Raw genomic sequence first — 11,312 nt, forward strand, 5'->3', positions numbered from 1 at the left:
TGAAGAGATTCGCCCTTCTGCCAGCGATCCCACATCACGGCTCGCTGGCTCTCCGTGTAGTAGATTCGGGGCCTTTGCTTCATTGGCAACACTCCTCCTGCTTAAGCAGTTAGTGTGTTGCATCCACCGATTGAATCCACACCCCTTACGTGCCGATCTATCCCGGTTGGGACGTGCCCAACACCAACGGGATTCCGCAATCCTGGTCAGCCGTGATCATGGGCTATGTATCCGGACGCACGCTCAACACGGGCTTCATCGCCAATTCCGAATACTGGCAAGGCAAGATGCTGGAACAGTATGCAGCTTTCCGTCCGTTCGGCGAACTCGACGAGGCGATCGGCATCGCGCAGGACGACTGGTGGATGGCCGATGCGCAGGGGCACAAGACGTCCTTCATGAAAATGTGGCTCGATCATGTCGGCGACAAGGCTTTCAACCTGGCAGCCGAACCGCAATCGAAAGACTACGCGCAAATGCGCTTTCCGATTCTTTCGGCGACGGGCTATTTCGACGACGACCAACCCGGATCGCTGCGCTACTACCGACGCTATATCGCGCAGGCGCCTCGGGACGAGTTGGAGAAAAGCCGTCTCGTCATGGGCCCGTGGGATCATGGCGGCACGCAGAAACCCGAGAAGACGATTGCAGGTTTGGCGATCCCGGCAGCGGCCGTGCTCGACATGGACAAGCTGCACGCCGACTGGTACGACTGGGTGGCCGGACGCGGGCCACAGCCTGAATTCCTGCGCGACAAGTTCACCTACTTCATGCTCGGCGCCGACGAATGGCGCCATGCGCCCTCGCTGGAAGCGGCGTCTTCGGGAAAACAACTGGACCTTTATTTGTCCGCGCCAGAAGGCACGCCTGAAAGCGTGTTTCGTTCGGGCGACCTGTTGCGAAGCCCGCCTGGCGCACAGCCGCCCGCGCTGATTGTGGACGATCCGCACGAACTGCCGGAACTCGAGTTCGCAAGCTACACCGCCGACGAAGGTCTGCTGAGCCAGTTCCGCGCGTTCCAGAAGCGCGCGCTCGTGTTTCATAGCGCGCCTTTCGAAAATGCCGTCGAGGTGGCCGGGCAAATGCGCCTGGAATTGCTGGTTCAAGCAGATGCACCCGATTTCGATCTGTGGGCTCAAGTGATGATGGTGTTGCCCGACGGCTCGGCCGTGCGTCTGGGTGAAGACATACGGCGCGCGCGCTTCCGCAACGACCCGTTCAAACAGGAACTACTCAAACCCGACGAGATCGCGAAGATTCCTTTTGAGTTCTACTGGATGGCGCGGCGCATTCCTGCCGGCGCGCGGTTGCGGCTCGTCATAGCCCCACTTAATTCTCCGAGCTACCAGAAGAACTACAACAGCGGTGGACGCGTTGGCTACGAAACCCTTGTGCAGGCGCGCGTCGCACATGTCAAGGTTTTCCATGGCGGGGACCGCGTGAGCCGTTTGGTTCTACCGCTTGCAGCGCCGCAGGGCGCGGCCGGGAATTAAGCGGGTTGAGCGCGGCGCCACAACGATCCCGGCCGGGCCTCGCCGCAAGCCGCTATGTCGACGGTGCCAGCACCTGATCGAAAGCATACAAACCGGGTTCGCGCCGCGCGAGCCAGATCGCTGCGGCGAGCGCGCCGCGCGCGAAGATGTCGCGGCTGGCCGCGCGATGAGTCAGCTCGAGGCGCTCGCCATCGGTGGCGAAGATCAGCGTGTGCTCGCCGATCACATCGCCGCCACGCAGCGAGGCAAAACCGATTTCGCCCGGTGGGCGCGGGCCGGTCTGGCCATGACGCGCATAGCGCGCGTAATCGGCGAGCGCAATGCCATGGCCTTCCGCAACCACCTGCCCCAGCGTGATTGCCGTGCCCGATGGCGCATCCTGCTTGCGCTTGTGATGCATCTCGACGATCTCGCAGTCCCAATCGGGCAGCGCTGCGGCGACACGTCGCGCCATGCGCTCGAGCATGGCAACGCCAAGGCTGAAGTTCGATGCCCACAATATCGGAATCGATTTGGCCGCGTTCTCCAGCGTCGCGCGCTGTTCCTCGCGCAGTCCGGTCGTGCCACTGACGAAGCCCAGCCGGCGTTCGAGTGCCAGCGCGAGAGCCGCGTCGAACGCGACGGGTCCGCTGAAATCGACGAGGACATCGCAGGCGACATCGGGGTCGAGCGAGGTCGAGAAATCCACATTGCGCTTGAGCGAGCCGAACACCCGATCCAGCGGTTCGTCGGCCAGCCCCGAACTTGGCCTTACCAGCGCGCAGGCCAGCCGCGCGTCGGTCGAATCGAGCACCGCGCGAATCACCGCCTGGCCCATGCGGCCGGCGGAACCGTACACCACGACATTGACGAGATCGCCCATGCCGCAATGCTAGCAGAGCGCTGGTTAGCGAGGACTGAAAGCTGACGGCTGAGGCAAAAGGCGAGGCAAGTTCCGCTCTTGCTCAGCCCTCAGCCCTGCTCTCAGGACGTCACCCGCTCCCAGAACTGCTTGACGCCATCGAGCCAGCCGGTTGCGCGCGGGGTGTGCTCGGCAGCATCGTCGCCGAAGCTCGCCTCGAATTGCTGCAGCAACTCGCGCTGATGTTTGCTGAGCTTGACCGGTGTTTCGACCACTGCGCGACAGATCAGATCGCCGACATGGCCGTCGCGCACATTGCGCACGCCCTTGCCGCGCAGACGGAACGATTTGCCGGTCTGGGTTTCCGCAGGAATCTTGATCGATGCCTCACCGCCGAGCGTCGGTACTTCGATCTCGGCGCCAAGTGCGGCCTGCGAGAAGCGGATCGGCACCTCGCAATACAGATCGTCGCGTTCGCGCTGGAAGATCGCGTGCTCGCGCACGGCGACCTCGACATACAGATCGCCGGAGGGCGCGCCGGCCGGACCGGCCTCGCCCTCGCCGCCGAGGCGCACGCGATCGCCGGTATCGACGCCGGCTGGGATTTTCACCGAGAGATGTTTTTGCCGCTGCACGCGGCCTTCGCCACGACAGGGTTTGCAGGGATTGGCGATCGCCTTGCCCGTACCGGCACAGTGCGGGCAGGTCTGCTGGATCGAGAAAATACCGTTCTGCATGCGCACGCGCCCATGCCCCTGGCAGGTACCGCAGGTGCTGAGCTTGCCGTCGGCGGAGCCCGAACCGCTGCATTTGTCGCACGCAGCGAGCGTGGGCACATCGATGGCCCTTTCCACACCGAACACGGCCTCTTCAAGGTCGAGTTCGAGCACGTAGCGCAGATCGGCTCCGCGGCGCTGGCGTCCGCGCCCACCGCCCATGCCGAAGATGTCGCCGAAAATATCGCCGAAAATATCGCCGACGTCGCCGAAGCCCGCACCGCCACGGCCGCCCATGCCGTGCTCGAATGCGGCATGGCCATGCTGATCGTAGAGTTGGCGCTTGTGCGCATCGCCGAGAACCTCGTAGGCCTCCTTGGCCTCCTTGAAGTGCCCTTCGCATTCCTTGTTGTCCGGATTGCGATCGGGATGATGCTTCATCGCAAGACGGCGGAAGGCTTTCTTCAGGTCCTCTTCGGAGGCGCTGCGCTCGACGCCCAGCACTTCGTAGTAACAACGCTTGCTCATGAGGAAGACACTTTGTTCTCGATGACCTTGTTTTCGATTCGCCGGTCGGGAATGAACCAGATCGCCGCGACCACGGCGTACAGCCCACAGGACACTATGGGAACGAAATACGCCAGCACAATGGCGGCGAGATAGATGATCGGCGAGACCAGCGCCTTCCAGTTGCCCCATTCGCTGCCGAGCGCCTGGGCGAGATTGCCCTCTCGCCCGCCGTTGCACGAGATCAGGGAGCGGCTCAGCGGGATCCATGACAGCGCCGTCATCAGCAGCACGAACCCATACAGGGCAGTCGGCACCCACGGCATCGCCGGCAGGTGTTCCAGAGCAGGATGTGCGTCACCGAGCCAGCTCTCGTTGAGCCAGCTCGTCGTGAACGGAAACAATGACAACCAGAACAGGAAGAACAAATTCGCCCACATGACCTTGCCGTTGACGTGTTCGACGGCGTGCAGCAAGTGGTGGTGATTGTTCCAGTAGATGCCGACGTAGATGAAACTGAGGACGTAGCTCAAGAATATCGGCCAGTGATCCAGCAGCGCCGCAAACGTCGCCCCGTGCGGAGGCTTGAGCTCCAGCACCATGATCGTGATGATCACGGCGATCACCCCGTCGGTGAATGCTTCGAGTCTCCCTTTTTCCATCGTGTCGCTCCACAACGCAAAAACCGCTCACCCGTCTAGCGAATGAGCGGCACAATTTACTTTGCCGACGTTGAGCCTCGCGTTTTCTGCGAGGCTCGAACGGCGGCAGTTGATCCGCCTGCGAAGCAGGTGGATAACTACTTCTTGCCGTCTTTGACCTCGGTGAATTCGGCGTCGACGACATCGTCTTTCGGCGCCGAGCCGCCAGCCTGCGCGCCGGCATCGCCGGCGCCGCCTGACGCGCCGGCCGAAGCCGCGGCCGCAGCGAGCGATTGCGCGGCCTGCTCGAGCGCTGCGATCTTCGCGTCGATCGCGTCCTTGTCTTCGCCCTTCATCACTTTTTCCAGGTCCGACAATGCGCTTTCGATCGTGCCGATCTGCGCGCCGTCGACCTTGCCGCCGTGTTCCTTGATCGCCGCACGCGTTGCATGCACAAGCTGATCGGCCTTGTTGCGCGTGCCGACGAGTTCGTGGAACTTCTTGTCGTCTTCCTTGTTAGCCTCGGCGTCGCGCACCATGCGTTGGATCTCGTCCTCGGACAAGCCCGATCCGGCCTTGATCTCGATGCGTTGTTCCTTGCCGGTCTTCTTGTCTTTGGCCGACACGTGCAGGATGCCGTTGGCGTCGATGTCGAACGACACCTCGACCTGCGGCATACCGCGCGTGGCGGCTTCGATTCCGGCCAGATCGAACTTGGCCAACGATTTGTTCGCACTCGCGCGCTCGCGTTCGCCCTGCAGCACGTGCACGGTGACCGCAGTCTGGTTGTCCTCGGCGGTCGAGAACGTCTGTGCAGCCTTGGTCGGAATCGTCGTGTTCTTCTCGATCAGCTTGGTCATCACGCCGCCAAGCGTTTCGATGCCGAGCGACAGCGGAGTCACGTCGAGCAGCAGCACGTCCTTGACCGTGCCGCCGAGCACGCCGCCCTGGATCGCCGCACCCACGGCGACGGCTTCATCCGGGTTGACGTCCTTGCGCGGCTCCTTGCCGAAGAATTCCTTGACCGCGTCCTGCACCTTGGGCATGCGCGTCTGGCCGCCGACCAAGATCACTTCCTGCACGTCGGAAACCTTGAGCCCGGCATCGTTGATCGCGGTGCGGCACGGACCGATCGTCTTCTCGATCAGATCGCCGACCAAAGCTTCGAGCTTGGCGCGCGTGAGCTTGATGTTGAGATGCTTCGGACCCGATGCGTCCGCCGTGATGTACGGCAGATTCACTTCGGTCTGATGCGCCGTCGACAGCTCGATCTTCGCGCGCTCGGCACCGTCCTTGAGACGCTGCAGCGCGAGCGAGTCGTTCTTCAGATCGACGCCGGTGTCCTTCTTGAATTCCTCGACCAAGTAATCGATCAGGCGCTTGTCGAAATCTTCGCCGCCAAGGAAGGTGTCGCCGTTGGTCGCCAATACTTCGAACTGCTTTTCGCCGTCGACTTCGGCGATCTCGATGATCGAGATATCGAAGGTACCGCCACCCAGGTCATACACCGCGATCTTGCGGTCGCCGCCCTTCTTGTCGATGCCATAGGCGAGCGCGGCCGCGGTCGGCTCATTGATGATGCGCTTCACGTCGAGGCCCGCGATGCGGCCGGCATCCTTGGTCGCCTGACGCTGCGAGTCGTTGAAGTACGCGGGCACCGTGATCACGGCCTCGGTCACGGGTTCTCCGAGATAGTCTTCGGCGGTCTTCTTCATCTTCATGAGGATCTTCGCCGAGATTTCCTGCGGCGGCATCTTCTTGCCGTCGGCGGTCTCAGTCCACGCATCGCCATTGTCGTGCGCGACGATCTTGTACGGCACCATGTTGATGTCTTTCTGCACTTCGGCATCGGTGAACTTGCGGCCGATCAGCCGCTTCACCGCATAGAAGGTGTTCTTCGGATTGGTCACCGCCTGGCGCTTGGCCGTGGCACCGACCAGCACTTCGGTGTCCTTGAACGCGACGACCGACGGCGTCGTGCGATCGCCTTCGGAATTCTCGATCACGCGCGCCGTGTTGCCTTCCATCACGGCGACGCAGGAATTGGTCGTACCAAGGTCGATACCGATGATTTTACCCATGTCAAAACTCTCCGAAAATTGATTACGGCTGTGCGCCGCAGATAACAAATAAAATAGGGATATGCGCTTTCAATTCAAGTGGCAGGCGGCTTGGCGATCGCTACCAGTGCCGGACGCAACAAGCGATCGTTCAGGACGTAGCCTTTCTGCATCACCGCAACCACTGTGTTCGGCGCCTTGCCCGGCGCATCGATCATGCTCATCGCCTGATGGCGTTCCGGGTCGAACGGCTGCCCGAGTGGATCGATCGGCTTCAGACCGTTGTTTTCGGCGACCTTGAGCAACGCCTTCAGGGTCAGATCCATGCCCTCGCGCAACGCACCGGTATCGGCATTTTCCACTGCAAGGCCGCGTTCAAGGCTGTCGCAGACCGGCAGCAGATCGCCAAGCAGGCGTTCGTTGGCGAACTTGCGCGCTTGCTCCAGATCGCGTTGCAGGCGCTTGCGCTGATTCTCGATTTCCGCGCGCTCGCGCAGCAGCACCTCGCGCATCTCGCCGAGCTTGTTTTCGTACTCGGCCAGCTTGTCGCCGAGCTGGTCGGTCTCGGTCTGAACCGAGTCGGCGTTCAAGGCTTCCTCGTTCGCCGCATTGGCCGGGTCCGCGCCGGACGAGCCGGCAGGATTGGTCGGATTGGTGTTTTCCATCGTCACGATAACTCCACAAGCAATACGCGACAGCGCAGTTCACACTGCCCACCGCAATCAAAATTGAACCGACTCGCGTCGTAGTTCCTTTATTTCCTTCTCCCGCTGGCGGCGACCACAGGGAGTGCACAGCTGAGAAGGTGCCGAAGGCGGATGAGGGTGGCGACACGGGTCGCGTAACTACCCAGTGCCACCCTCACCCGTCGCGCTACGCGCGCCGACCTCTCCCGCCAGCGGGAGAGGTGGTCTGCGTAACCACAACACGAATCAACAGCCCCGCCCGTTTATTGGGTCTGATGCGACTGATTCAAGGCACCGGACAGAATCTGCGCGGTCGCCTGCACCACCGGTATCACGCGCTGGTAGGCCATGCGCGTCGGCCCGATCACGCCGAGCACGCCGAGCACGCGGCCCTCGACGCCGTACGGCGCGGTGACCAGGCTGCAGCCGTCGAGCGCATTGAACCCGGATTCCTCGCCAATGAACAGCCGCACGCCTTCGGCGCGCGAGCAGTTTTCCAGCAGGATCAGCAGATCGCGCTTGCGCTGGAAAGCTTCGAACAATTCGCGCAGCCGGTCCATATCGGACAGCCCTTGCGAACCCATCAGATTGATCTGGCCGGTGACCAGCATGTCGGCGCCGCTGGGATCGGGAAAGCGCTGATCGGATGAGCGCTGATCGGAGAAGGCCTGTTGGGTGACATCGGCCGCCGCGACCATGAGCTGATGCAGGCGCTGACTGGTTTCGCGCATCTCGCGTTTCAGGTGCTCACGGATTTCGCTCATGCGCAGGCCCGCGTAGTTCGCGTTGAGGAAATTCGCGACCTGCTCCAGCTCGCTCGGCGCGTACACGTGCTGGGTCGTGATCACCCGGTTCTGCACGGCGTTGTCGGTGAACACCAGGATCACCAGCACACGATTGCCACCGAGTGCAACGAAGTCGATATGCCGGAACGGAAAATCTTCGCGCTTGGGCACGGTGACCACGCCGACGAAATGGGTTACTTCGGACAACAGCGACGACACGCCACTCAGCAGATCCTGGGTCGGCAACTCGCGGCGCAAGGCGTCCATCTGCGGCGCATCGAGCGGCTTGAGTTCCAGCAGGCTGTCGACGAAGACGCGATAGCCTTGCGCGGTCGGGATGCGACCGGCCGAGGTATGCGGCGCGGCGAGCAGGCCAATTTCCTCGAGGTCGGCCATCACATTGCGGATCGTGGCCGGACTCAGATCCAGCCCGGAATTCTTCGCCAGCGTGCGCGATCCCACCGGCTGGCCGTCGGCGATGTATTGCGCGATCAGCGCACGCAGCAGCTGGCGCGCGCGCGGATCGAGTTGTGGGCCAATCGATAAGGACATGGGATTTGTGCGAATGCGGGTCTGGCGACGCTAACAACGACGGATCATACGGTCAATATGGCTTTCTGTCGGCATGCTTCAAGGGACCGTCGATAAACAGGGCGGTCTTGGCTTGCGCAACGCACGCATGTTAGCGTGCGCGCGCACTTCCCCTTTGCATACGACCCGCATGCTGCAAACCCTTTTCGTCAAGGATTTCGCCATCGTCGGCGAGGCCGAAATCGGCTTCGCAGCGGGCCTGACCGTGGTCACCGGCGAAACCGGAGCCGGCAAGTCGCTGCTGGTCGATGCGCTGTTGCTGCTGGCCGGCAATCGCGCCGATGCCAGCGTGGTGCGGCACGGCAGCGAGCGCGCCGAATTGATCGCCGAATTTGCACTGGCCGACGCACCGGCCGCGCGCGCATGGCTCGCGAACGAGGAGTTCGACGAGGGCGACGCCTGCCAATTGCGTCGCGTGATCCGCGCCGAAGGCAGCTCGCGCGCCTGGATCAACGGCCGCCCGGCGACGCTGACGCAGATGCAGGCGCTGGCCGGAACGCTTATCGAAATCCATGGTCAGCACGAGCATCAGGCCTTGCTGGAGCGAGCCAGTCAGCTTGCCCTGCTCGATGCCTACGGCGGCCATGCCGAAGCGCTGGCGAGCGTCGCCGTGCTCGCCGAACGCTGGCGCGAGATTGCCGCGAAGATGCGCGCGCTCAGTGCCGGCGAGGACCATTCCGCGCGCATCGATCTGCTCGAACACCATCTGGACGAGCTCGACCGCCACGCGCTCGCGCCCGCCGAACTGGCGACCTTGAACGAAACCCACCAGCGTCTCGCCAATGCCGGACAATTGATCCAGGGCAGCGCCGCGATCGCCGAACTGCTCGATGGCGAGGGCGAATTCGCCTTGCTGCGTCTCGCCGGTCGCGCGCAGAACGAACTGGCGCGATTGCAGCAGACCGATGCGCGTCTCGCACCCGCGCGCGAGTTGCTCGACGCGGCCAGCATCCAGCTCGGCGAGACTTCCGATCTGATCGCGCGCTATCGCGACTCGCTCGATCTGGATCCCGAGCGCCTCGCCGAAGCCGAAGCGCAGATCGCGAAACTCCACGAACTGAGCCGCAAACATCGTGTACCAACGGCTGAGCTGAAGGCGCACGCCGATTCGCTGCGCACGGAGCTTGAAACAATGCGCGGCGCCGGTGAGCAGTTGGTCCTGCTCGAACGCGAGCGCGGCAAGATCGAGCGCGACTACGCTGGCGCCGCGCAAATCCTCAGTGGCGCGCGCACTGCGACCGCACAAAAACTCGGCACCGACGTCAGCGCCCTGCTCGACGAACTCGGCATGGCCGGTGGGCGCTTCGAGGCGCAACTCGAAAAAGCCGAAAAATCCACGCCGGATGCGCAGGGACTGGAACGTGTCGAATTTCTGGTCAGCGCCAATCCCGGCCAGCCGACGCGCGCGCTGCGCAAGGTCGCCTCGGGCGGCGAGCTGTCGCGTATCAGTCTGGCGATCGAAGTCGCGGCATTGGGTCTCGATGAGATCGGCACGATGGTGTTCGACGAAGTCGATGCGGGCATCGGCGGCGCGGTCGCCGAAGTCGTCGGGCAGAAGCTGCGCCGACTCGGCAGCCGGCGTCAGGTGTTATGCGTGACGCACCTCGCGCAGGTTGCCGCGCAAGGTCATCAACATCTGCAAGTGGCGAAATCGAGCGACGGGAAAAGCACGCAAACGCAGATTGAACTACTGGATGCGAAAACCCGCCGCGGCGAAATCGCGCGCATGCTCGGCGGCGTAGAAATCACGCGCGAGACGCTCGCGCATGCGAAGCAGATGCTGGAAAACGGGAGACGGGAGACGGGAGACGGGAGACGGGACTGACGCTTTTTCGTCTCTCGTCTCCCTCTTCCCATCTCACTTCTTTTTCTTGGCGCGCACGTACAGCACCAAACTGTGGTCCTGGATCGCGTATCCGTGCTTGTCTGCGATCTCGCGCTGCAGGCGTTCGATGTCTTCGCTGACGAACTCGATGACCTTGCCGGTGTCGACGTCGACCATGTGATCGTGATGCTTGCCACGCTCGATTTCGTAGACCGCCTGACCGCCTTCGAAATTGTGCTTGGCGACCAGTCCCGCCGCTTCGAATTGGGTCAGAACACGGTAGACGGTGGCCAGGCCGATTTCGTCGTCATGCTGCAGAAGCTGGCGATATATATCCTCGGCAGTCATGTGTTTGCCGTCGGAAGCTTCCAGGATTTCGAGGATACGCATGCGCGGATGCGTGACCTTGAGCCCGGCCTTGCGCAAATCTTGAGTTTCCATGGGCTTGCCTGCTGAGTGCCGCCTGAATGCAGACATGGTTGTCGGCGTCCGCGAGTGTCGACCGCTAGTGTATCATCGTGCGCTTTACGCTCCACGAGCATTCGCATGACACCAGTTTTTTACCGGGTTCTTCCGCTTGTCCTCGCGCTCGGCGCCTTCGCGCTGAGCGGCTGCAGTCCGATCTACAAGCTCGATATCCAGCAGGGCAATCTTTTCAGCAAGAGCCAAGTCGAGTCGCTCAAACCCGGCATGACCAAACGTCAGGTGATCCTGACCATGGGCTCGCCTTCGGTCGTCAATCCGTTTCAAGTGGCGCGCTGGGACTATATCTCCACCGAGCGCCGTGGCAATGGGCGCATGGAAACGAAGGATCTGACCCTGTATTTCGAGGGTGAAAACCTCACCCGCGTGGACGGCGACTACTTCGCCGAGAATCCGGTCGAACTGATTCACGAAGCGACGAAATACAAGCGTCAGTACCCGGACGAAAAACGCGACGACGACAAGAAGAAAAAGCAAGGCGGCGATCAGGGCGGTAGCTGATTGTCACCTCTCCCGCTGGCGGCGACCATAGGGAGTGCACAGCTGAGAAGTCGGCGCGCCTAGCGCGCCGGGTGAGGGTGGCGCAACATGGAGCGGCGTGCGCTTTAACTGCGCCACCCTCATCCGCGTTACACGCCGCTCCTGCGGCGTGCCCTTCGGGCCGGCTGCGCCGTTCGCTTCGGC

10 protein-coding genes are annotated in these 11,312 nt (G+C 62.4%); 3 read left to right on the top strand and 7 right to left on the bottom strand.

Annotated elements, in window-relative coordinates:
• Nucleotides 1–149 precede the first annotated feature (149 nt).
• Entirely contained in the window at nucleotides 150–1,493 is a 1,344-nt protein-coding gene (locus VIE67_RS01140; protein WP_332022441.1) for a CocE/NonD family hydrolase, read from the top strand.
• A gap of 52 nt (nucleotides 1,494–1,545) precedes the next feature.
• Here the strand turns inward: VIE67_RS01140 and dapB are convergent, their stop codons facing one another.
• From dapB to hrcA, 6 genes are all read right to left on the bottom strand, one after another.
• Nucleotides 1,546–2,355, bottom strand: a complete 810-nt coding sequence (dapB, locus tag VIE67_RS01145) for a 4-hydroxy-tetrahydrodipicolinate reductase (protein ID WP_332022443.1) — start codon at nucleotides 2,353–2,355, stop codon at nucleotides 1,546–1,548.
• A 101-nt stretch (nucleotides 2,356–2,456) separates the two neighbouring features.
• Complete coding sequence (dnaJ, locus tag VIE67_RS01150) at nucleotides 2,457–3,578, bottom strand: molecular chaperone DnaJ (RefSeq protein WP_332022445.1); 1,122 nt, start codon at nucleotides 3,576–3,578, stop codon at nucleotides 2,457–2,459.
• On the bottom strand, nucleotides 3,575–4,219 hold the full coding sequence (locus VIE67_RS01155; RefSeq protein WP_332022447.1) for a TMEM175 family protein: 645 nt from the start codon (nucleotides 4,217–4,219) through the stop codon (nucleotides 3,575–3,577). Before VIE67_RS01155 ends, dnaJ begins: the two co-directional genes overlap by 4 nt.
• A gap of 137 nt (nucleotides 4,220–4,356) precedes the next feature.
• A complete protein-coding gene (gene dnaK, locus VIE67_RS01160; RefSeq protein ID WP_332022449.1) occupies nucleotides 4,357–6,279 on the bottom strand; it encodes a molecular chaperone DnaK in 1,923 nt (640 codons plus the stop codon).
• A gap of 74 nt (nucleotides 6,280–6,353) precedes the next feature.
• Nucleotides 6,354–6,923, bottom strand: a complete 570-nt coding sequence (grpE, locus tag VIE67_RS01165; protein WP_332022451.1) for a nucleotide exchange factor GrpE — start codon at nucleotides 6,921–6,923, stop codon at nucleotides 6,354–6,356.
• Nucleotides 6,924–7,207: 284 nt separating this feature from the next.
• Nucleotides 7,208–8,281: a heat-inducible transcriptional repressor HrcA gene (gene hrcA / locus VIE67_RS01170; protein WP_332022453.1), complete on the bottom strand. Its 1,074-nt coding sequence runs from the start codon at nucleotides 8,279–8,281 to the stop codon at nucleotides 7,208–7,210.
• Between the two features lie 169 nt (nucleotides 8,282–8,450).
• On the opposite strand from hrcA, the gene recN reads away from it, so the two are divergent.
• Complete coding sequence (gene recN, locus VIE67_RS01175) at nucleotides 8,451–10,145, top strand: DNA repair protein RecN (RefSeq protein WP_332022454.1); 1,695 nt, start codon at nucleotides 8,451–8,453, stop codon at nucleotides 10,143–10,145.
• A gap of 33 nt (nucleotides 10,146–10,178) precedes the next feature.
• Here the strand turns inward: recN and fur are convergent, their stop codons facing one another.
• The gene (fur, locus tag VIE67_RS01180; RefSeq protein ID WP_332022456.1) at nucleotides 10,179–10,586 is read right to left on the bottom strand and encodes a ferric iron uptake transcriptional regulator; all 408 of its coding nucleotides are present in this window, start codon (nucleotides 10,584–10,586) and stop codon (nucleotides 10,179–10,181) included.
• 105 nt (nucleotides 10,587–10,691) lie between these two features.
• On the opposite strand from fur, the gene VIE67_RS01185 reads away from it, so the two are divergent.
• Entirely contained in the window at nucleotides 10,692–11,129 is a 438-nt protein-coding gene (locus VIE67_RS01185; RefSeq protein WP_332022458.1) for an outer membrane protein assembly factor BamE, read from the top strand.
• The last annotated feature ends 183 nt before the right edge of the window (nucleotides 11,130–11,312 follow it).

It is taken from the genome of Rudaea sp. (assembly GCF_036560865.1).
Lineage (GTDB): Bacteria > Pseudomonadota > Gammaproteobacteria > Xanthomonadales > Rhodanobacteraceae > Rudaea.

Coding starts and splice junctions, on each gene's coding strand:
- dapB (WP_332022443.1), bottom strand. CDS start 2,355: ATGGGCGATCTCGTCAATGTCGTGGTGTACGGTTCCGCCGGCCGCATG.
- VIE67_RS01155 (WP_332022447.1), bottom strand. CDS start 4,219: ATGGAAAAAGGGAGACTCGAAGCATTCACCGACGGGGTGATCGCCGTG.
- VIE67_RS01185 (WP_332022458.1), top strand. CDS start 10,692: ATGACACCAGTTTTTTACCGGGTTCTTCCGCTTGTCCTCGCGCTCGGC.
- fur (WP_332022456.1), bottom strand. CDS start 10,586: ATGGAAACTCAAGATTTGCGCAAGGCCGGGCTCAAGGTCACGCATCCG.
- recN (WP_332022454.1), top strand. CDS start 8,451: ATGCTGCAAACCCTTTTCGTCAAGGATTTCGCCATCGTCGGCGAGGCC.
- hrcA (WP_332022453.1), bottom strand. CDS start 8,281: ATGTCCTTATCGATTGGCCCACAACTCGATCCGCGCGCGCGCCAGCTG.
- grpE (WP_332022451.1), bottom strand. CDS start 6,923: ATGGAAAACACCAATCCGACCAATCCTGCCGGCTCGTCCGGCGCGGAC.
- dnaK (WP_332022449.1), bottom strand. CDS start 6,279: ATGGGTAAAATCATCGGTATCGACCTTGGTACGACCAATTCCTGCGTC.
- dnaJ (WP_332022445.1), bottom strand. CDS start 3,578: ATGAGCAAGCGTTGTTACTACGAAGTGCTGGGCGTCGAGCGCAGCGCC.